This window comes from Bordetella sp. 02P26C-1, assembly GCF_009763255.1.
In the GTDB taxonomy this organism is placed as follows: Bacteria; Pseudomonadota; Gammaproteobacteria; order Burkholderiales; family Burkholderiaceae_B; genus Bordetella_A.
Genome location: NZ_WSJB01000012.1, coordinates 208,105 through 229,950 on the forward strand (window position 1 = coordinate 208,105; position 21,846 = coordinate 229,950).

At 61.1% G+C, this 21,846-nt stretch carries 13 protein-coding genes; 6 read left to right on the forward strand and 7 right to left on the reverse strand.

Annotation, left to right across the window (positions count from 1 at the left end; all coding sequences use genetic code 11):
* The first annotated feature begins 126 nt into the window (after positions 1–126).
* Complete coding sequence (gene garD / locus GOQ28_RS08190; RefSeq protein WP_160356102.1) at positions 127–1,737, forward strand: galactarate dehydratase; 1,611 nt, start codon at positions 127–129, stop codon at positions 1,735–1,737.
* A gap of 204 nt (positions 1,738–1,941) precedes the next feature.
* On the opposite strand, the gene GOQ28_RS08195 is transcribed toward garD, so the two are convergent.
* The 3 genes from GOQ28_RS08195 to GOQ28_RS08205 form a co-directional block, all read right to left on the reverse strand.
* On the reverse strand, positions 1,942–3,273 hold the full coding sequence (locus GOQ28_RS08195; protein ID WP_160356103.1) for an extracellular solute-binding protein: 1,332 nt from the start codon (positions 3,271–3,273) through the stop codon (positions 1,942–1,944).
* A complete protein-coding gene (locus tag GOQ28_RS08200) occupies positions 3,270–4,535 on the reverse strand; it encodes a D-amino acid dehydrogenase (RefSeq protein WP_236844272.1) in 1,266 nt (421 codons plus the stop codon). The genes GOQ28_RS08195 and GOQ28_RS08200 overlap by 4 nt, the downstream gene beginning before the upstream one ends.
* 173 nt (positions 4,536–4,708) lie before the next feature.
* Positions 4,709–5,755 carry a CDP-6-deoxy-delta-3,4-glucoseen reductase gene (locus GOQ28_RS08205; RefSeq protein WP_160350691.1) on the reverse strand — a complete coding sequence of 349 codons (1,047 nt, stop codon included), beginning with the start codon at positions 5,753–5,755 and terminating at the stop codon, positions 4,709–4,711.
* A 205-nt stretch (positions 5,756–5,960) separates the two neighbouring features.
* Here GOQ28_RS08205 and sugE point away from each other — a divergent pair, with 205 nt between their 5' ends.
* Positions 5,961–6,275, forward strand: a complete 315-nt coding sequence (sugE, locus tag GOQ28_RS08210; protein ID WP_160350692.1) for a quaternary ammonium compound efflux SMR transporter SugE — start codon at positions 5,961–5,963, stop codon at positions 6,273–6,275.
* 121 nt (positions 6,276–6,396) lie between these two features.
* On the opposite strand, the gene parC is transcribed toward sugE, so the two are convergent.
* Together parC and GOQ28_RS08220 are read right to left on the reverse strand one after the other, a co-directional pair.
* Positions 6,397–8,712: a DNA topoisomerase IV subunit A gene (gene parC, locus GOQ28_RS08215; protein WP_160350693.1), complete on the reverse strand. Its 2,316-nt coding sequence runs from the start codon at positions 8,710–8,712 to the stop codon at positions 6,397–6,399.
* Between the two features lie 74 nt (positions 8,713–8,786).
* The gene (locus GOQ28_RS08220; protein ID WP_160350694.1) at positions 8,787–10,748 is read right to left on the reverse strand and encodes a DNA topoisomerase IV subunit B; all 1,962 of its coding nucleotides are present in this window, start codon (positions 10,746–10,748) and stop codon (positions 8,787–8,789) included.
* 312 nt (positions 10,749–11,060) lie between these two features.
* Between GOQ28_RS08220 and trxA the strand changes: the two genes are divergently transcribed.
* Both trxA and rho read left to right on the forward strand, forming a co-directional pair.
* Entirely contained in the window at positions 11,061–11,387 is a 327-nt protein-coding gene (trxA, locus tag GOQ28_RS08225) for a thioredoxin TrxA (protein WP_160350695.1), read from the forward strand.
* Positions 11,388–11,502: 115 nt separating this feature from the next.
* Complete coding sequence (gene rho, locus GOQ28_RS08230) at positions 11,503–12,762, forward strand: transcription termination factor Rho (protein WP_160350696.1); 1,260 nt, start codon at positions 11,503–11,505, stop codon at positions 12,760–12,762.
* A gap of 86 nt (positions 12,763–12,848) precedes the next feature.
* On the opposite strand, the gene GOQ28_RS08235 is transcribed toward rho, so the two are convergent.
* A complete protein-coding gene (locus GOQ28_RS08235; protein ID WP_336603758.1) occupies positions 12,849–16,514 on the reverse strand; it encodes a YhdP family protein in 3,666 nt (1,221 codons plus the stop codon).
* Between the two features lie 79 nt (positions 16,515–16,593).
* Here GOQ28_RS08235 and glnE point away from each other — a divergent pair, with 79 nt between their 5' ends.
* Both glnE and GOQ28_RS08245 read left to right on the forward strand, forming a co-directional pair.
* Positions 16,594–19,401, forward strand: coding sequence for a bifunctional [glutamate--ammonia ligase]-adenylyl-L-tyrosine phosphorylase/[glutamate--ammonia-ligase] adenylyltransferase (glnE, locus tag GOQ28_RS08240; RefSeq protein ID WP_160356104.1), 2,808 nt, complete (start codon positions 16,594–16,596; stop codon positions 19,399–19,401).
* Positions 19,402–19,447: 46 nt separating this feature from the next.
* Positions 19,448–20,128: an epoxyqueuosine reductase QueH gene (locus tag GOQ28_RS08245; RefSeq protein WP_160356105.1), complete on the forward strand. Its 681-nt coding sequence runs from the start codon at positions 19,448–19,450 to the stop codon at positions 20,126–20,128.
* A gap of 469 nt (positions 20,129–20,597) precedes the next feature.
* On the opposite strand, the gene GOQ28_RS08250 is transcribed toward GOQ28_RS08245, so the two are convergent.
* Complete coding sequence (locus tag GOQ28_RS08250; RefSeq protein WP_160356106.1) at positions 20,598–21,341, reverse strand: ankyrin repeat domain-containing protein; 744 nt, start codon at positions 21,339–21,341, stop codon at positions 20,598–20,600.
* Positions 21,342–21,846: the final 505 nt, after the last annotated feature.

Genomic DNA, 21,846 nt, shown 5'->3' on the forward strand with positions numbered 1-21,846 from the left:
GTCGTCGTCCATCCCCCCGCATAAGCCTCCGCAATATCCTTGCGGCATTGAACTCGGGATCGTTGACGCCCTTTTTGGTTAACGTTAACATTTTCGCTCTTTCGTTCCTCGGTTTGACCGGACTCTATGTCGACCTGTACCCCGATTTCTCCCGCATCCTCCGCCGCGCTCACCGATACGCCGCGCGCGATCCGGATGCATGCTGACGATAATGTGGCCATAGTCGCGAACCAAGGTGGGTTGGCGGCCGGCGCACAATTGCCCGATGGCCCGACGTTGCTCGAGCGCGTGCCGCAAGGTCACAAAGTCGCGCTGACCGATATCGCCGAAGGCCAGCCCGTGCGGCGCTACAACGTGACGATCGGCTATGCCAACCGTGACTTGCCCGCTGGCAGCTGGGTCAACGAAAACGTGCTGACCATGCCCGCTGCGCGCGGCCTGGACGATCTGCCCATGGCGACCGAGACGCCTGCCCCACTGCCTGCGCTGGAAGGCTATACCTTCGAGGGATATCGCAATGCCGATGGCAGTGTCGGCACGCGCAATCTGCTGGCAATCACGACCACGGTGCAATGTGTAGCGGGCGTCGTCGATCACGCGCTGCAGCGTATCCGCACGGAATTGCTGCCCCGCTATCCGAACGTCGATGGCGTCGTGGCCCTGGAACATGGCTACGGCTGCGGTGTCGCGATAGACGCGCCTGATGCCATCGTGCCGATCCGCACGCTGCGCAATATCAGCAAGAATCCGAACTTCGGAGGTGAGGTCATGGTGGTCAGCCTGGGCTGCGAAAAGCTGCAACCCGAGCGCCTGATGCCCACGAACGCCATCCCAATCCAGGCCGACGGATCGATGAGCACCACGCTGGATGTGATGCGTCTGCAAGACGAGGAGCATGTCGGATTTCAGGCCATGATTGATGCCATCATGGCGCAAGCAATCCCCCATCTGGAGCGCCTGAACCGACGTCGGCGCGAGACCTGCCCCGCCTCGGATCTGGTGGTGGGTGTGCAGTGCGGAGGCAGCGATGCGTTCTCGGGGGTCACCGCCAACCCGGCCGTCGGCTTCTGCGCGGACCTGCTGGTGCGCGCCGGGGCCACCGTGATGTTCTCGGAAACCACCGAAGTGCGCGACAGCGTGGAGCAACTGACCAAACGCGCGCAATCCGTGGAGGTCGCCCAGGACATTATCAATGAAATGGCGTGGTACGACGCCTATCTGCAACGCGGCCAGGCCGATCGGAGCGCGAACACCTCTCCGGGCAATAAAAAAGGCGGCCTGTCCAACATTGTCGAAAAAGCCATGGGCTCGGTGATCAAGTCGGGCACGTCAGCGATCAATGGCGTGTTAAGCCCCGGCCAAAGCCTGCGCGAGCGTGGCATCGAGAAAGGTTTGGTTTACGCGGCGACACCCGCCAGTGACTTTATCTGCGGCGCACTGCAACTCGCCGCTGGCATGAACCTGCATATTTTCACGACCGGCCGGGGGACTCCCTATGGTCTGGCCGAAGTACCGGTGGTCAAAGTCGCCACACGCACCGATCTCGCGCGCCGCTGGCATGATTTGATGGACGTGAATGCAGGTCGTATCGCCGATGGCGAACTGAGTATCGAAGATCTGGGCTGGGAAATGTTCCACTTGCTGCTGGACGTGGCCAGTGGCCGCAAGCAGACCTGGGCCGAGCGTTGGAAACTGCATAACGCGCTCGTGCTGTTCAACCCGGGACCGGTGACCTGAGGCCATTCGAGACGGGAATTGCCATCCGCCACGGTGGGCTTCCATCGTGGCGAAATTGAAGGCGCCGTTTGACCGGACGGCTACGCCCTCGCGGCAATAAAAAAGCCGACAGCTCTGATCGAGCAAGTCGGCATAGTCAGCCAGCCGGAGGGAGGCCGCGTCCCGCGCCCCACCGGCGCGAAGACGGGGCCCGCCCGTCAATGATCACCGCTGCTGAGCGATCTTCTTGGCCTGATCAGAGGCCTTGTTCAATGCCGCCACGGGAGGCGTCGTGCCAGCCAGCGCCTGATTCAACTCACTATTCAGGATGGGCTGGATACGATCGTAATGCGCCATACGGAACCCACGGCTGGTCGAAGCCAGATTGCCGCGCAGCGAATCGACGAGCGCCTTGGCACCCGGCACCTTGTTATAGAACGACACGTCTGAGGCCCGGAAGGCTGCCTCGGTCAGCGGCAGGTAGCCGGTCTGTTGATGCCACTGTGCCGCATTCACCGGCTTGGACAGCCAGGCCAGGAAATCAGCCGTCGCTTTTTCCTGCGCCTGCGGGTGACCATTGACCGCCCACAGCGCCGAGCCGCTGACGAAGGGGCGCCCTGCGTCCTTGGTGGCCTGGGGGTAATACGGCAGCGGTGCCACGCCAAACTTCAGGTTGCGCTTATGCATAAAGGTGCCCGCAGCGCCACTACCCGAGGTCAACACGCCGCATTTGCCATCGGCAAATAGTTTGTCGCTCTTGCTATCGTCGGACGACTCAGTAAAGAGCAGCGAACGCTTCCAGCTCACCATCAAGGCGATGTGACGCATGTACAGCGTATCGAACTTCAATACCGGCGCGGTCTTGCTGGTGGTCAGGCCGTTATCGTTCGAGGTGTAGAGCTGCTTATTAACCGGCGCGAGGTTTTCCAGATGGACTTCCACCTGCTTGCTCGACGCATACGGGCAGTCGAGATTGGCCACGTCGCGCAGCTTGAGCAATTCGGCTTGCAGATCCGCCCACGTGGTTGCGGGCTTATTGGGATCCAGACCCGCCTTTTTGTAGGCGTCGAGGTTGTAATACATGACCGGCACTTCGGCCATCCAGGGGAAGGCCAGCAATCGGCCCTTGCTGTCGCGGATAAAGCTCGAGGTGCCCGGCAGGAACCAGTTCAGGTCCTTGATCGGGTACTTGGCCAGCAGCTGATACAGCGGCAAGATGGCCTTGTGCTCGGACACCACGTCGGGCGATCGATTGTCCTCGAGCTGAATCAGGTTAGGGCCAGTTTTTTTCTTGATGGCATCCTGCGCCGCGGCTTGCAGCGCCTGCGCGTCATTGAAGCCGCGCAGCTTCACCACGACGTCTTTCTGTTCTTTGTTGTAGTTCTTGGCAAGTTTTTCGAATTCGGCTTTGTTCGGGCCGTTCAGTGTGTGCCAGACCTCGATCTCGACGCCCGCGGCGTGGGACACGCTGGCGATGGCCATGGCTGCGCCGAATACCCAAATGCGAGGGCTGACGCCCAATCCACGGGCGATGCCCGCCAATTGCAATGTCTTCATAGGTTTGATAGACCAAGAAAGGGAAATTCAGGCTCTGGCTTGCGTCCGCTCAGCAGATCGGCCAGCGCCCGACCCGAACCAACGCCCATGGTCCAACCCAGCGTGCCATGTCCTGTATTCAGATACAGATTAGGCACCCGGGTGCGGCCGATGAGCGGTACGTTCGAAGGGGTGGCCGGACGCAAGCCCGACCAATAGCTGACATTCTCGAAATCGAGAGCGCCAGGGAATAACTCGCGCGCCAGCCGTGTCATGGCCTCGCAACGAGCGGTATTCAATGCACGCGAATAACCGGATAGCTCTGCTGTACCGGCCATCCGCAAGCGATCACCAAAGCGCGAAAATACGACTTTATGGCTGCTATCGGTGAGGCTGACGGTTGGTGCACCGGTGGGATCCACGACGGTAAAAGTAGCGGAATAGCCTTTAGCCGGATAAACGTTGCACGGCACGCCCAGCGGACGCAGCAGATAAGGACTATAGCTGCCCATCGCGACAACATATGCATCGGCGGGAATGCGTTCAAAACGCCCGTCACGACCGATGACTTCCAGGTGCTGGACCTGCCCGCCCTCGGTGATCAGACGCGTGGCAGTCGTCTCGAAACGGAACTCCACCCCAGCCGCTTCGCAACGGCGCGCCAGACTGGTGGCAAACAGATGCACATCGCCGCTTTCGTCTTCCGGCGTATAGTCGCCACCCACGATGGTGGCGCGATGCGGCGCCAGTGCCGGCTCGATCGCCACCACTTCGTCCGCGGTCACGACACGACGTTCCACGCCGAAATCGCGCATCAGGCCGGCGGCCTTTTGCGAGGTTTCGAATTCGTATTGATCGCGATAAAAATTCAGAATGCCGCGCTGCAAATGGTCGTAGCTGATGCCCAGCTCGGCGCGCATGGCCTGCAGCGTACTGCGGCTGTATTCGGCCAGCCGCACCATGGCGCGGATATTCGGCGCTAAACGGCCGGGCAGACATTCGCGCAGAAATGCCAGCCCCCACATCCATTGCCGCCAGTCGAGCTGGGGCCTGAATAGTAGCGGCGCGTCATCGCGGAAGAGCCACCGCAACAGTTTCAGCGGCGCTTGCGGATTGGCCCAGGGTTCGGCGTAGGAAACGGAGATCTGCCCGCCATTGGCCAGGCTGGTTTCCTGAGCCGCGCCGGGGCGACGATCGATCACCACGACGTCATGGCCCGCCTGGTTCAGCCACCAGGCGCTGGAAATGCCTATGATGCCGCTACCTACAACCACAACTCTCATGCGCGCCTTGCTCCTTGCGCCGCTGGCGGCAACGGGCCTCGCCCGCTTGCTGTCGCAGCTCATTCCAATCATCGCTCGTGCCGCAGTTTACAGCGGCGACGGGGCCACGCCTATGACATAAAGGCAGGGCCGGTATCTATTTACACCTAAACGTTTCGACCGTGAGGATCGCCTCAGCCCCCGGCAGCCGCGACATCGGCCTGCGAGGTAAAGGCATCCGCGTAGAACTCTTCAGCGGGCAGTCCGCACTGTGCCGAGAACTCGCGACGCGCGGCTTCGACCATGGGCGGTGCACCGCAGGCATACACTTGGTAGCCGGACAAATCCGGCAGGTCCTGCATCACGGCCTCGTGCACAAACCCGGTACGACCCGTCCAGCCATCCTCGGGCAGGCTATCCGACACCACCGGGATGAACTTGAAATCCGGCAAGGTCTGCGCCCACGACTGGGCCAGCTCGCTCATGTACAGATCCACGGGGCGGCGACCGCCCCAGTACAACGCGACCGGGCGTTGAATGTTGTGATGCGCCATATGCTCGACAATCGCCTTGACCGGCGCAAACCCGGTGCCGCTGGCCAGCAACACGATGGGCTTATTGGAATCCTCGCGCAGGAAGAACGATCCGAACGGACCTTCCAGGCGCAGGATCTCGCGCACCTTCATCTGCGTGGCGCCCGCCCCGAATACATGATCGGTGAACACCCCACCCGGCATATGACGGATATGCAGCTCAATCGGGCTGCCGTTGTGCGGCGCATTCGCCATCGAATAACTACGACGCTTGCCGTCTTTCAGAATGATTTCGACGTACTGGCCCGCGTAATAGCGGAACGGCTCGGCCGCGGGCAGCTGCAGACGCAACACGGTCACGTCGGGTGCGGCCAGGGACATTTCCTGCACGCGCGCGGGCAGCTTGCGGATCTGGATATCGCTCGCCAGACGGACCTCGGTCGACTCCACCACCAGATCCGATTGGGCTTTGGCCTGGCAGAACAGGGTATAGCCCTGGGCCAACTCTTCCGGCGAGAGAATCTGCGCGGGGTATTCACCCGCGTCCACCTCGCCTGACACCACCTTGCCTTTGCAGCTGGAACACGCGCCATTGCGGCAGCTGTACGGCAGCACGATGCCAGCGGCCAGGGCGGCGTCCAGCACGGTTTGACCGGCTTCGACGGTGAATTGATGCTGGCTGGGTTGAACAGTGACCTGGAAGCTCATGGATACGAATCTGGTGAAAAAATGCGCGGCGCCGGGCGATGGTTGGCAAAACGCTACAACCGCTACCCGACGGTCAATTTGCTATTCTATAATTTTTGCCGCACCGGGACGGCCCGGGGCGGCTGCCGGCACCTCGCCGGTTGCGTCACTTTCGGGGACGGCCCCAGTTGCCGGCACAGCGCCGGCGGTTTTATAGGGGCATGTCGTGGCCTGGATTATTCTTTTATTGGCGGGGCTGTTTGAGGTTGTTTGGGCGGTCAGTCTCAAATATACCGAGGGGTTTACCCGCCTGGTTCCTTCTGCAATCACCCTGATCGGCATGGTCGTCAGCGTCTGGCTGCTGTCTGTCGCCATGAAGTCGCTGCCGCTAGGTACGGCCTATGCGGTATGGGTGGGCATCGGCGCGCTGGGTGCGTTCATCTGCGGCATTGTGTTGTTCCAGGAAGCCTTATCCCCGATGCGCGTGATCAGCGTCTTATTGATCGCGGCAGGATTGATCGGGTTGAAGCTGGCGAGTTAATTGCCGTTTTCGCGCGCGGTCCTTCGCGCGCGAACAAAAATAATGTGGGCGACTATCCCGATGGATAGCCGCCCACATTTTCATTGAGCGGGCGCTACAGCCCGCCCTACCCGCTACAGCCTCAGAACACCGGCGACAGCACCGGCTGTTTCGGACGCACATCCAGCGCACGGCCTTTGCGGGCGCGCTTACCCACATAGGGCGCCAGCGCTTGCCCGGCGAGGATATCTTCGGTGTGTTTATTGCGATAAATCCCAGCCGCACGCACCCCTGCCGCGCCAATTGGCACGACTTGATCGACTTTGTCCGCGCCATCCAAGCCCATCAGAATGGTGCCACGTCCACCGCCAGACAGCGATTTGACCTCGTCCAGACCGAAGACCAGGAATTTGCCCTTGGCCGACAACAACGCAAGCTGAGTCGCCCCCTCGAACAAGGGCACGGGGCGCAGCAGCGCGTCCCCGTCTTCCACGGTGATGAACTGTTTGCCCGCGCGTTGACGGGAAGTCATATCGCTGAGCTTGGTCGCGAAACCAAAGCCGCTTTGTGTCGCGATCAACCAGCGGCTGTCCGGCGCGGCGGCGATGCTATGAACGATGCGCGTGCCGGACGCCAGATCGATCATCGTCGTGACCGGTTGCCCGTCGCCGCGCGCCGATGGCAGGCTCGAGACGGCAACCGTGTACACCCGCCCGTTGTCACCAATCGCGATCAGCGTATCGGTCGTACGGCACTCGAATGCGCCGTACAGATCATCGCCCTGTTTGAACGTGAACTGCGACGCATCGTGCCCGTGGCCCTGACGCGCGCGCAGCCAGCCTTTCTGCGACACGATGACGGTCACCGGCTCATCCAGCACCTTGGTTTCCAGCACCGCGCGTTCGGCCGTCTCGATCAAGGTACGGCGATCGTCGCCATACTGTTTGGCGTCTGCTTCGATCTCCTTGATCAACAGACGGCGCAGCGAGCTGGGGTTGTCCAAGAGCTCTTGCAAGCGCGTCTGCTCGTCGCGTTTGTCGGTCAGTTCCTGCTCGATCTTGAAGCCTTCCAAGCGCGCGAGCTGACGCAGGCGCATTTCCAGGATGTCCTCGGCCTGGCGCTCGGACAGCGAGAAACGCTGCATCAACGCGGCGCGCGGCTCGTCCGATTCGCGGATGGTCTGGATGACCTCGTCCACGTTCAGATAGACGAGCATCCGGCCTTCGAGCACATGGATACGGTCGGTGACCTTGTCCAGCCGATGGCGCGTGCGGCGCACCACGGTATCGGTGCGGAAAGCCACCCATTCGGTCAGGATCTGGCGCAGGCCTTTCTGACGCGGACGACCATCGGTGCCTATGCACACCAGGTTGATCGGCACGCTGGTTTCCATGCTGGTTTGCACGAGCAGCGTGTTGACGAATTCGTCACGATCCACGCGCGAGGTCTTGGGTTCGAAGACCAGACGCACCGCGGCATCTTTGCCCGACTCATCGCGCACCGCATCCAACAGATTCAGCATCACGGCCTTGGCCTGTTGCTGCTCGGCGGTCAGGGCCTTCTTGCCTGCCTTGACCTTGGGATTGGTGATTTCCTCGATCTCTTCCAGGACCTTTTGGCCCGAGGTGCCCGGCGGCAATTCAGTCACCACCAGTTGCCACTGCCCACGCGCCATTTCCTCGAACTGCCAGCGAGCGCGCGCCTTGAGCGAGCCGCGGCCGTTCTGGTAGATCTGGGCGATGTCCGCCTCGGGCGTGATGACCTGGCCGCCCCCGGCGAAATCAGGCCCAGGGATCAGGGCGTGCAATTCCGCGTCGGGCAGATTCGGATGCTTGATCAGCGCAACGCAAGCCTTGGCGACCTCGCGCAGATTATGCGAAGGAATCTCGGTCGCCATCCCCACGGCAATACCCGACGCACCGTTGAGCAGCATCACCGGCAAACGCGCCGGCAGCATCTGCGGCTCTTGTTGGCTGCCATCGTAGTTGGGCGCGAAATCGACCGTGCCTTCGTCCAGTTCGTCGAGCAGCAGGCGGGAGAACGGCGTCAGGCGCGCTTCGGTATAACGCATCGCCGCGGCGTTATCGCCGTCGCGCGAGCCGAAATTCCCATGGCCGTCGATCAAGGGATAACGCAGCGAGAAATCCTGCGCCATACGCACCATCGCGTCATACGCGGCCTGATCGCCGTGCGGGTGATATTTGCCCAGCACATCGCCGACCACACGCGCGGACTTCACGGGCTTGGCGCCGGGGCCCAGGCCCATGTCCTGCATGGCGTACAGAATGCGACGCTGCACGGGCTTTTGACCATCTCCCAGATCGGGCAGCGCGCGCCCACGCACCACGGAAACGGCGTAATCCAAATAGGCCTGTTCGGCATAGCGGCCTAGCGTGATGGCCTCGTCGGCCTCGCCGGCGGGCTCGTCAAACAAGCCGGGTTGATTGCTGTCAGTCATGTGTATTCGAAATTGCTTTTACGGTGGGGCGACGGGCAGCCGTATCGGCCGCCCGGCTGACGGTCAGGCCGCGATCAGATATCGAGCTCCGCCAGATTGCCCTTGTCCTCGATCCACGAACGCCGCTGCGAAGATTCGCCCTTGCCCATCAGCATGTCGAACATGCGCGTGGTGTCCTCGGGCGTGAGCGTGCCGTAGCCTACGGGCAGCAAGCGGCGCGTATCGGGATTCATCGTGGTTTCCCAAAGCTGCTCGGGGTTCATTTCACCCAGACCCTTGAACCGGCTGATGCTCCATGAGCCTTCGCGCACACCTTCCTTGCGCAGCTTGTCCTGCGCGGCCTCCAGCTCGCCTTGATCCAGGCAATAGATCTTGCGCGCCGGGCGTTTGCCTTGCGCGGGAACATCCAGCCGGAAAAGCGGCGGACGCGCGATGTAGACATGCCCCGTTTCGATCAGACGCGGGAAATGACGATAGAACAAGGTGAGCAACAGAACCTGAATGTGCGAGCCATCCACGTCTGCGTCCGACAAGATGCAAATGCGGCCGTAACGCAGGCCAGACAAGTCGGGCGAATCGTTCGGGCCATGCGGGTCCACGCCTATCGCCACCGCGATGTCGTGAATCTCGTTATTGGCGAACAGGCGATCACGGTCGACTTCCCAGGAATTGAGCACCTTGCCGCGCAGCGGCAGAATGGCCTGGAATTCCTTGTCGCGGCCCATTTTGGCCGATCCGCCTGCCGAGTCGCCCTCGACGAGAAACACCTCGGTGCGCGACGAATCGGACGATTCGCAATCGGTCAGCTTGCCAGGCAACACCGCCACGCCGGAGCTCTTGCGCTTTTCGACTTTCTGCGCGGAACGGGCGCGGGCCTGAGCCTGCCGGATGGCGAGTTCGGCGAGTTTCTTGCCATATTCGACGTTGCTGTGCAGCCAAAGATCGAGCGCGCTCTTGGCAAAGCCGCCCACCAGACGCACCGCATCGCGGCTGTTCAGCCGCTCTTTGATCTGGCCCTGGAACTGCGGATCGAGCACCTTGGCCGACAGCACAAAGCTTGCGCGGGAAAACACATCCTCGGGCAGTAGTTTCACCCCCTTGGGCAGCAGACTATGCAGCTCGGCAAACCCCTTTACGGCAGAGAACAGCCCCTCGCGCAAACCCGATTCGTGCGTGCCGCCCGCAGGCGTCGGAATCAAATTGACGTACGACTCGCGCACGGCGTTGCCGTCCTCGGTCCAGGCAACCACCCACTGGGCGCCCTCGCCTTCGGCGAAGTTCTCATGGTCGGCGCCCGCGTATTGCTGGCCTTCAAAAAATGGCACCATGAGTTCGGCACCGGCCAATGCCTCGGCCAGATAGCCGCGCAGACCGTCGACGTATTGCCAGGTCTTGGTATCGCCCGTTTTTTCGTTGGCGAGCGTGACTTTCACACCCGGCAGCAGCACGGCTTTGCTGCGCAACAGGTGCTGCAGCTCGTTCAACGGAATTTGCGGGCTGTCGAAATACTTGCCATCGGGCCAGACGCGAACGCGGGTGCCCGACTTTTTGCGCCCGCCCTCGGCAAAAGGCGCGAGCGGCTCGGCCACCTCGCCGTCCTTGAAAACCAGACGGTTAGTCTGCCCGTCGCGCCAGACAGTGACCTCCAGCCGCGTGGCCAGCGCATTGGTGACCGACACGCCCACGCCGTGCAAACCGCCAGAGAACGCATACGCCCCACCGGCGGCCTTGTCGAATTTGCCGCCCGCGTGCAGGCGGGTAAAGACCAGTTCGACGACCGGCGCATTTTCTTCGGGATGCAGACCCACGGGAATCCCGCGGCCATCGTCCTCAACTGTGACGCTGCCGTCGATATGCAGGGTGACCTGGATCTGCTTGCCGTAGCCGGCCAGCGCCTCATCAGCGGCGTTATCGATGACCTCCTGCACAACGTGCAGGGGATTTTCGGTGCGGGTGTACATGCCCGGGCGCTGACGCACCGGCTCCAGCCCCTTCAAAACTCGGATGGAGGCTTCGGTGTAACGTGGTGTAGCCAAGTTATCCCCAAGATCTGTGGAAAAAAACCGACATTTTACGGATTAGTCTAGATTTTGCGCGGCCTTAGGTAGGTTGCGCAGGTCCTGACCAGTCCCAAATTCGGTAGGATAGGTTCTTTGCAAATGCGCGCCCGCGGCAAAAACATAAAACTCCGCTTTCGGCGTCGACGTTTGCAGCGCATCATCCTACACAAAACTTGCAAACCCTGTTGATTTCAACAGTGGTATGCTTATCAAATCACAAGTTTTTTTACCCAGAACAATATGGCAGGGGCGCCTGGCGCCCGAGATGCCGCCCAACCGAGAATTACCATGAGCGAGCAAATCAAGAACGTCAGCGACGCCAGCTTCGAAGCCGATGTGATCCAATCCAACGTGCCGGTGCTGGTCGACTACTGGGCCGCCTGGTGTGGTCCCTGCAAGATGATCGCCCCGCTGCTCGAAGAAGTCGCCAGCGAATACGCTGGCCGCCTCGTGGTCGCCAAGCTCAACGTGGACGAAAACGCGGACACCGCCGCCAAATATGGCATCCGTGGTATCCCGACGCTGATGCTGTTCAAGAACGGCCAGGCAGCCGCCACCAAGGTCGGCGCACTGTCGAAATCGCAATTGACCGCATTCTTGGACGGCGCGTTGTAATACACTACGGGCTATGTACCTGCGCCGGCTTGGCTGGCGTCTGGCTTAGACTACCGCGCAGGCCCGTCCGTGGCCTGCCGCCAAGACCCTTCTCTACTATCCCCTTTTCAACGCGATGCACCTCAATGAACTGAAGGCGCTGCACGTTTCGCAGCTGCTGGAAATGGCCGCCGGCCTGGAAATCGAAAACGCCAACCGCTTTCGCAAGCAGGAGCTGATGTTCGCCATCATGAAGCGGCGAGCCAAGCAAGGCGAGCAGATTTTTGGCGACGGCGTGCTCGAAGTGCTGCCGGACGGCTTCGGCTTTCTGCGTTCGCCAGAAACCTCGTACCTGGCCAGCACGGACGACATCTACATCTCGCCCTCGCAGATCCGCCGCTTCAACCTGCACACGGGTGACTCCATCGAAGGCGAAGTCCGCACGCCCAAAGACGGCGAGCGTTATTTCGCGCTGGTGAAAGTCGACAAGGTCAATGGCGCGCCCCCCGAAGCGATCAAGCATCGCATCATGTTCGAGAACCTGACGCCGCTGCACCCGAATCAGCCACTGCGCCTGGAACGCGACATCAAGAGCGAAGAAAACCTGACCGGTCGGATCATGGACATCTTTGCCCCGATCGGCAAAGGCCAGCGTGGCCTGATCGTGGCAAGCCCCAAATCCGGTAAGACCGTGATGATGCAGCACATCGCGCACGCCATCACGACGAACTACCCGGACGCGGTCATGATCGTCCTGCTGGTCGACGAACGCCCCGAGGAAGTCACGGAAATGCAGCGCACCGTGCGCGGCGAAGTCGTCGCTTCCACGTTCGATGAACCCGCCACCCGCCACGTGCAGGTCGCCGAAATGGTCATCGAAAAAGCAAAGCGTCTGGTGGAAATGAAAAAAGACGTGGTGATCCTGCTGGATTCCATCACCCGTCTGGCCCGCGCCTATAACACGGTTGTGCCGGCATCCGGCAAGGTTCTCACCGGCGGGGTGGACGCCAACGCGCTGCAACGGCCCAAGCGTTTCTTCGGCGCGGCGCGTAACCTGGAGGAAGGCGGCTCGCTGACCATCCTGGGTACGGCGCTGATCGAAACCGGCAGCCGCATGGACGAAGTGATCTACGAGGAATTCAAGGGCACGGGTAACTCCGAAGTCCACCTCGAGCGTCGTCTTGCCGAAAAACGCGTCTATCCGGCGATCAACCTGAACAAATCGGGTACCCGCCGCGAAGAGCTGCTCATCCAGCCCGATCTGCTGCAAAAAGTCTGGGTACTGCGCAAATTCATCCACGACATGGACGAAGTTCAGTCGATGGAATTCATCTTGGACAAGATGCGCGCGACCAAGACCAACGCGGAATTCTTCGACATGATGAAGAAGAAGTAAAACGACTCGATGGGGCCACGCAGTGGCTCCGCTCTGGTCCGAGACGGGCGCTCCCTACAGGTGGCGCCCGTTTTTTTTATGGCCGATTAGTGCTCGATATGTTCCTCGACCGCCTGCTGCTGGGTCTTGGAGGGCTTATCCTGCCCGCCCACCGGCTCGATCTTCGGATCGTCCCACGTGCCGGTGACGGCATACTCCATCGTCATGGCCCGCGCGAGAGGCCGTTTCAAGAGCCACTGCGTCAGGAAAGCACCCAGACCAACCAGCGGATTGACCGCCAGCCCCGCCACGACTGCCGCGCCGCTCGCGTCCAGATTGGGGATAACCACGGCCTTGAGGTTCCACACCTCGTCGACGAGGTCGGTGTCGCCAGCCAGTGCGATCGTCGCCACCGGACCGTTGAGCTTAAAGCCCTCGCTATGAGCCACGCCCTTGCTCAAGGCCAGATCACCCCGTATGGTGTCAAAGGGCAATCCATCGCGCAGCGCATCAGCCGGATTGGCGTCGAAGGTCGCGAGGCGTTGTAGCGACTGCAGGGACAATAGCTCCAGGACGCGCATGCCCCGCGATTCGACCGTCAGGAAACGGCCGTCATCCAGGCTGACCTGCAACTTGCCGTCGAGCTTGGACAGATCCCGGGTCCAGGGCAAATCGCGCCAAGCGAGCGTGCCTTCGATGGTGCCCGAACCCTCGCGCACATGCTTGGGATAGCCCAGGCGAGCCAGCAGTTCACCCAGATCCTGTATCTGCGCCTTGGTATCGACCTCCAGGCCTCGTTCCGCACCGCGCAAGCGCCACAGCCCGGTCGCATCGAGGCGGGCGGCGTCGTTGGCGATCTGCAGCTTGTCCAGCCGCCAAGTTTGGCCGCGCTCCAGATTCGTACCCTGCACATCTAGCTTGCCGAGATCTTTTCCATACAGGACGAACTGATCCGCCTGCAGATCGATCGCCGGAATGTGCGACAAGTCCTCGTCTGGCGAAGCGCCCTCGTGAACCGGCATGCTGGAGGCGACCTCGGCCTGCCTACCCAGAGACAATTGCTTAAACCGCGCCACCACGCGCCCAGCGATCGCGCCGGACGCCTCCTGCCAGGACACCGAGCCCTTGACTTGCTTCGCATCGATGTCCAACTGCCAATTCGCGGGCTTGGGGCGTTGCGCCGTCAGCGTGACATCATCGACATCCCAGCCAGAGACTCGCAGCTTATCGACACGCAGCCGGATCTGCTCCAGCGCGGGCAGTAACGTGTCGGCAGATACGGTCGAGGAAGATTTTCCCGGCGACTCCACGGACGCGGCGACCTCCTTCCATGCGTCCAGATTCAAATCAGGCAACTGAATATCCATCGCCAACCCCGGCACATCCGGCAAGGCGATCTTCTGGTTCACTCCCAATGCGGCACGCCCGAAATATCGATCCTTGGAATCGCGGTCATGCTCCAGCTGCAGCGACAAGTCAGAACCCAGCGTGACCGACAGCAGATCATGTCCGCCCTGGTTGCCTGTTTCCCCCCAGTGCGCTTTCAGTGGCAGTTTGGCGGCCCGATCCTTGCCCAAAGGCGCCGGAAAATCGATACCTAGCCCTGCCAGATCGGAGTTCAACGAAATATCCAATGCCCCACCCGGCCCGGCACCGATCTGGCTGGTATAGGCAGCTTGGCCGGACAAACGGTCCAGCAAAGGAACGCCGGCCCAGGCTCTGACCGCCGCAGCAGTCACCGTGCCTTCGACATGCAAGCGATCCTCGGGGCGCTCTAGCTTGCCGCTCACGCGCGCCGGGCCGCCCAGGAACTGGGCCTGCACATTGGGCACGCGTACCCCTTCTTCGGAAAATGCCAGCTCGCCGCGTACGCCGTGCAGCATCGGCATCTCTGGCACGAATCGGAAGTTGTTGTCCTTAAAAACTACGGCACCGTTGACCTTGGTGTCCTCCGCATGCAGCAGGGGCACCTCGAGTCTTAACGGAACAGTCCATTCGCCCGAGCCTTCGGCCTCATCGAGCAAGCCGCCAATCAGCTCGCCGAGTTCATAATTCTTGGCCAGCGCGAGATAGGCCGGCACGGATCCCATGATGCGGCCATCCAACAACAAGGTCGCGCCATGCTCCATATTCGGAATAGAGGCCTTTACCGCGCCCAGCCTCAACGTTTGGCCCTTGCCCGTGTGGGCGATACCACCGCCTGGGGTGTCGAGCGCCAAACTGACTTTGTCGACGACAAAGTTACCGTTCATCTTTTCCAGACGCGGCCAGCCCTTGCCAAACTCGCCGGGCGGCGCATAGTCAACAATCGCATCGTGGTAGGCGCCCGCGATCCGGAACTCGCCTTCATCGCCCTCGTCCTCAAACGGAAAATCGTCCAGATCGCCGCGCACGGTCACCGCCGCGTCACGCGCCTGGCCCGCGGGTAAGCCACGGGCGAGCCATTCGCGCGCGTCCACGTTCACGGTCACAGGCAGGTATTTGTAAATGGCCGGCATACTGCCTCGGACCAGCGTTCCAGAGATATTGGCGCTGCCCGCGGCGGTCTTGCCTTGCGAACTCCAGCGTCCCTGCAAGCGCGCTTCCAAGTCCGCGTTGGCGAGATTAAGCTCGCGCACCTCAACCTGGAGAGGCTGATGCGCGAAATGCCGTACGCGACCGTCCAGCTTCGCAGTATCGATTTGCAGTTGGGCGGGCTCGAACATGCCAGGCAGCGTGGTGGTCAGTCCGTTCAGCTCGGCTCGGACTTCCATGCCGCCGAGGTCCTCTTTACGCGAACCCGACTTGGGCGGATCGCTCCATTGCATCATGCTCGCGGGCGGGCCCTGAACGTGCAGGGAGCCGGATGTCACGCTAACGGCTGGCAGCTTCTCCGGTGCCGCTTGGCGAGCAGTGTCGCGCGGCTGGGCCCGCCAACGCAATTCGCGCACGAGCGCGTCGGCGGACAAGTCGGTGAGCTCCCCCTTTTCCCATGTGACCCACGCGCGCGCCGCCATGCGCCCGGCCACGGCTGGCGCCGGCACCCAGGGTCGCCATGCCTGAGGCTCGGCGTCGTCCAGTTGGGCATAAAGTTCGCCGGTCCAGCTCGATCGGCTGACGCTGAGCAACTGCCGCTGAAACTCACCGCGAATATTGATCGTTTGCGCCAACGCTTGGGGCGGGCGCGCCGACACCGCTAAACGATGGCTCAGCAGACCATTGGACAATCGCATGGTCACGTCGGTGAAGGTCACGACCGGGGCATGACGCAACTCGTCTTGCCAATGCACCGTACCGCCCGTCACGGCCAAGTCCCGCTGCTTACCCAGCCATTTCCACACCACCGCCGAACTGGCGTCGTCGTTGGTTCCGGACTGCCCCAACTTGAACGAACGCCCCGCTACCCACACGCGGTCGTCTTCATCCCGACGCAGCGTAATATCCACGCCCTCCACCCGCAGGCTCAGAAATCGCGGCGATAGCGCCAGGATACTGCGCCAACCCAACACCGCGGAGACGGTGGGCAGCTTCAATACCGGCAGATCCTCGGCGTTGTACACCAGCACGGAGTCCAACCTGACTGCCGGATTCAGTCCCCGCCAATTCGCCTCGATTTGGCCGATTTGCACGCGCTGGCCCAGCGCCTGGCTAATGTAGCCCTCGATGCGGGGACGCCATTGGTCTATATTGGGCAATACCCAATATCGCAAGCCCAGCAGAATTCCTGCCGCCAGGACATACACGGTGAACGCGGCCCAGAATAAACCGCGTAGGACTTTGGTAAATGACAGCACAGGGATGTGGGCAGAAAACGTGTCTTAAGGTATCGTCCCCTTATACCTGAAACGCGTTGTTCCGTCTGCCACCACACTCATGTCCGCCTCTGTTCTTGCTCCCGCCCTCGCCTGGTCCGGCTATCTTCGTCGTCGCGTGGATTCGCATCCCGACTTGGCGGCGTGGCTGGAAATCGCGGCCCGGCATGCCGTCACCCCCAATGCGCTGGCTTGTTGGCAAGCCGAATTGGTCGGCACCGACGCACCGGCTATCCTGCCGGTTCCGCAATGCCGGGAGGTGCTGCGCCGACTGCGGGAACGTGTCTTTACGACATTGATGGTGCGGGATTTGGCGGGCTTGGCCTCGCTGGAAGAGGTCGTGGGGGCCATGACGGCACTGGCGGACCTGGCGGTGGGCGCCGCCTACCGCAGCGTCGCCGGCGAGCTCGTGCAAACGCACGGCGTCCCGCGCGATCCGGCCACGGGCGCCCCCCAAGAGATGCTAATCCTGGGGATGGGAAAACTGGGCGGCTGCGAACTGAACGTGTCGTCCGATATCGATCTCATCATGCTCTATGGCGAGGAAGGCGAGACCGATGGGCCACGCCGCATCAGCCATCACGAGTTCTATGGCCGCCTGACCCGCCGGATGATGCCGGTGCTGTCCGAGGCCGACGAACATGGGCAAGTCTTCCGCACCGATTTGCGCTTGCGACCCGATGGGGATGCGGGTCCGCCAGCATGGAGCCTGGACGCCCTGGAACATTATCTGGTGGCGCAGGGCCGCGAATGGGAGCGCTACGCGTGGCTCAAGGCGCGCTTGATGCCGGCACAGGCCTTTCCCGATAGCGACAACACGGCGCAAGCACAGCAGCTCGAAAGCCTGCGCGTCCCTTTTGTGTATCGCAAATATTTTGATTTCGACGCGCTGGCCTCGCTGCGGGCGTTGCGCGAGCGCATTCGGCAGGACTGGCAACGCCGCGCGCTGTCGCGCAATGGCGTCGATAGCGCGAACAACATCAAGCTCGGAGACGGCGGCATCCGCGAGATTGAATTCGTGGTGCAGCTGTCGCAGCTTGTGCGCGGTGGCCGTATGCCCGCGCTGCAACGACGCGGTCTGCTCGATGCGTTACATGCCGAATGCAACGCCGGCCTCATCAGCGAAGAAGACGCACAACGGCTCGAGGCGGCCTATCGGTTTCTGCGCCGGGTCGAACATACGCTGCAATATCGCGAGGACGAGCAAACCCATCTGCTGCCGGGCGATACCGAAGGGCGAGCTAGGCTTGCGGCTGCTCTCGGTTTGGACGCGGCGCAATTCGAGCGCACGCTGTCCGAGCATCGTGCCTTCGTGAGCGAGACCTTTCGCAATGCCTTCCGCCTGGCGGGCATGGGCGATGTGGACGACGCAAAGCCCGACGCGTCCAACAGCGCGCACGCCGACAGTTCAACCGACGATCGCGACGAGCACGATGCCGAGAGCCGCCTGGCAGAACAGATCAAGGACGCGTTCGGTCAGCAAGCCGACGACCTGTTGCGGCGAGCGGAATCGCTGTTGAACAGTCATCGTATCCGCACCCTGCCCGACAGCAGCCGGCGCCGGCTGGACACCTTGCTGCCCGCTGCGATTCATGCCGCTGCGCAGACGAGCGCGCCCGAGCATGCCGCCGCGCGCTTGTTGGACCTGATCGAAACCATCGCCCAGCGTAGCGCCTATCTCGCCCTGCTGGCGGAATATCCCGACACACTGGCCCGCGTGGCGCGTATGGTCGCAGCCAGCCCTTGGGCTGCGCAATATCTGAATCAGCACCCGTTGCTGCTGGACAGCCTGATCGACTGGCGCACGCTATTCGAACCGCTGGACTTCGCGCAGATCGCGCGTCAGCTCACGGCGGATCTGGATGCTTGCGTACTGCCCGACGGCAGCCCCGATATTGAACGGCAAATGAACCTGATGCGCGATGTGCAGCGTCAGGCTAGCTTTCAACTATTGGCCCAGGATCTGGAAGGCGAACTGACGGTCGAGGCGCTAGGCGATCAGTTATCGGCGTTGGCGGATATGCTGCTTGCGGAAACCATCCGCCGCGTCTGGCCTCTGGTCAATAAACTCGCCGATGCGCAACCGCAGTTCGCCGTGATCGCGTATGGCAAGCTGGGGGGCAAGGAGCTGGGCTACGCGTCTGATCTGGATCTGGTGTTCCTGTTTGACGACCCCCGGGAGGATGCCGCAGAGGTTTATGCCAAGCTCGGTCGTCGCATGACCTCCTGGCTATCCACCATGACCTCGTCTGGACGCCTGTACGAAGTCGACCTGCGTTTGCGACCCGACGGCGATGCCGGGCTGCTAGCGGTATCGGTCGAGGCATTCGAGCAATATCAGTCGCAACACGCATGGGCATGGGAACATCAAGCCATCACCCGTGCGCGCTATGCCGCAGGCGACACTACGGTCGGCGCCAGATTCGAACGCATCCGCGCCGAGGTCCTTATCCAGTCGCGCGATGTCGAGGCACTGCGTGGCGAAGTGCTCGCCATGCGCGACAAGATCAGCGCGGGGCATCCCAATCACAGCGGCGACTTCGACCTGAAACACGATCGTGGCGGCATGGTCGATGTGGAATTCGTCACGCAATATCTGGTGCTGTGCTATTCGGCGACGCATCGTGTGCTGGTGAATAACTTGGGCAACATCGCATTGCTGCGCCTGGCAGGCGAGGCGGGGCTCATTCCGGCTGAGCTGGCGCAGCAAGCCGGCGATGCCTATCGAACCTTACGGCGTACTCAGCATGCCTTGCGGCTGCAAGGCGTCGAGAAGGCACGGGTGCCGCAAGACCGCCTGGTGCAGGAACGCGCAGCCGTGACTGCGTTATGGGACACGGTGTTTGGCGCCGCCGCCTTGTCACGCTAAATCATCGTAAAATAAGGCCTTTTACCGCTACGACCCCACCCAAGCCATGTCCGAAACTGTGCGTCCCAAACTCGAACTGCCCGCCGGCCGTCGCAAAGTGCTGATGCACTCCTGCTGCGCGCCCTGTTCTGGCGAAGTCATGGAGGCCATGCATGCGTCGGGTATCGAGTATTCGATTTTCTTCTACAACCCGAATATTCATCCGGTCAAGGAATACGAAATCCGCAAACAGGAGAATATCCGGTTTGCCGAAAAACACGGCATCGAGTTCATCGATGCGGATTACGACATGGATAACTGGTTCGACCGGGTCAAGGGTTTGGAGAACGAACCCGAACGCGGCGAGCGTTGCACCGTGTGTTTCGACATGCGCTTTGAGCGCACCGCGTTGTATGCACATGAGCATGGATTTGACACGATCACCAGCTCGCTGGGCATTTCGCGTTGGAAGGACATGAACCAGATCAACGGCTGCGGTGAACGGGCCGCGTCGCGCTATGACGATCTGGTTTACTGGACGTATAACTGGCGCAAGGGTGGCGGCTCGCAGCGGATGATCGAAATCTCGAAGCGGGAAAATTTTTACCAGCAGGAATACTGCGGCTGCGTGTATTCGCTGCGCGATACCAACCGGCACCGCCGCGCGCAGGGCCGCGACCGTATTCATATTGGCGTGAAGTTTTACGGCAAATCCGAACAGGTCGATCTGACCACGCTGAAGGATTAAACCGACATCCGGGCCTTGCTGCCTGGTTCTAGAAGGATGACGCGCTAACTGGTAGCGCGATCATCCTTGCATGCTCTTTTGGCAGCACCGCTATTCGTTCACTCACCGGAAGCGTCACCGTTCGAGCATTCCTTCATCGCGAGCGGACGGGATGCCGGCATCTCGCTGGGTGCTTGGCTGCGACGCGTATCGCGACAATTCTGCAACTGCGCGTTGACGAACGCTGACGCCATCGCGTCAGCCGCCCCTGCGACCTGTGCAGGTTATCGTGGCGCAGCAGCGAAGATGGACGTGCCGCGGTACTAAATGCGGCCTCTAAGGGATCAAGCATCATAGTAGCCTCAATAAAGCTCGCTGATATGCGGATCCCTATTATCTGAATTCCCGCCTTTGTCGAACACGTGGATCAGTCTGAAAACACGAGACAAATGCGAAGGCTCAGCAACCGCTCGTAGCCGGCCTACGTGCTTCACACACGGGGGAACGGCGTGCGCGCAAATCGGATGGGCGTGAGGCCGCCATGATGAGGAGACTCCTGCACGGCGCGCCGTATCCGCACGGGATAGACCTGCTCGTGGGCGGGCCCCGTACCATCCAAGAGCAAGCGCATCTCGGACCCCACTGGCTGTTGGAGCACCAGGCTCCGTGCGCTTTCGCCGCGCTGATTGCGGATCTCGGGGTCGGCGGTCAACGCGAGGAACATATTGCAGCAGGCGAGATGCCCGTTCTTGACGGCCAAGAGCAATGGAGTGTTGCCTTCGCGGTCACGTGCGTTGACGATGCGTTGCCACACACTTTGGTCCACGCTTGTTTCGTCGCCCCTGCAACCATAGACCTTGGCCAGCGCCCGAAGCTGCGTGTCACCATTATGGTGCAAGTCTCTTTTGCGCTCCGAAACATACGTATGCAGCCTCAGAAACAGCTGCAGCGCCATCTCATGGTTCCCTTGTTCCGCCGCCAGCATCAACGGTGTTTGACCCGACTCCAGCGTTTTCAGATTCCAAACCGTGAGCGGCAGTTTGTCGATCAACACGGTCAATGCGGCAGTCTTGTTGCGCGCGACGGCATAATGCAACGAAGAAAAAGGCGATTCCCCGATCGCCTCCACGATGGCGCTGGTGTTTGTGTCATCACAAAGCAGCTCTTTGATGCCCTCGGCATTATCGTGACTGACATGCTGAGCCAGGGAACGAATGAGCTCCTGCTGCTGCAAGACTTCCCTACCCGTCCTGACTGAGGCTCTGAAGGAAACGGGAGGCACAGGATCATGGTGGATCATCGACGGTTTCTCGCTATTGACTGAACATTCATGGGGTTTAAACATAGAACCCTGTGTGCGGGCGAGCGATCATTCGCCATAAGCTCCGCACCCGCTCAGAATAGCAATCGAAGCGCGACCCAATCTCAATTAGAAAAAAATCGGACGAGCCTTATTTTGCGTGCCTATGTTGCACAAGCGGGTTGCATAAGAATGCAAAACGGTAGCAAGCGCCTCTGTTGGTATGTGTCTATGTCGCTATTTTTTTGCTAACTACAGTGCGATTTTCTATTAGCAGATATTGTTTTTCTGAAAACCGTACTGTTGTCATTGGCTACGAACCCTTGCCGACAAGGCTCACCCTTACCCACTATCTGTAGCGTGTACGCCTCTTTTCCGCTTAACTGAAGGGAACCAATAAGCGGCATCCGTCACTCATCGGATTGGGCCATTGAGTGAC